The 379-nt window shown below is 67.0% G+C and carries 1 protein-coding gene; it reads left to right on the top strand.

The window, feature by feature from the left end; translation table 11 throughout:
• Positions 1-14: 14 nt before the first annotated feature.
• Positions 15-379 (top strand): FtsX-like permease family protein (locus tag AC1D0P_RS31735; RefSeq protein WP_477680356.1); only part of this gene is annotated, 365 nt, incomplete at its 3' end.

Raw genomic sequence — 379 nt, 5'->3', positions numbered from 1 at the left:
CCATGATGCTGACCGTGTCCTTCGCCAATGCGGGATCGGGCTTGCGGATCCAGGAGCAGTCGCTGCTGCGCATTCACGGTGCTGCGGATCGGAAAGCCATGCTGCTGTGGTTGTCGGAGCCGCTTGCGGTGAGCGTGGTTTCGACCACCCTCGGGCTGGGAGGCGCGCTCGCGTTCACCGCATATTCCGGGTCGCCCGTTTTCGACGCCGCGACCTTGCTTCCCGTCATCGGCGCGGCCACGATCGGCAGTCTGGTCGTGGTGGCCGCGATCGCGATCTCGGCACTGAGGACATCACGGTCCCTGACGGTGGCGGCCGCCCGCCGGACGGTCGGCCGGGATCATGTGCCGCTATGGCAGAGACTGTGGCTCGACATGGC

The organism is Polaromonas sp. P1_G2, assembly GCF_056405515.1.
The sequence above is the reverse complement of the archived record's forward strand: the minus strand, read 5'-3'. Positions and strand labels throughout refer to the sequence as shown.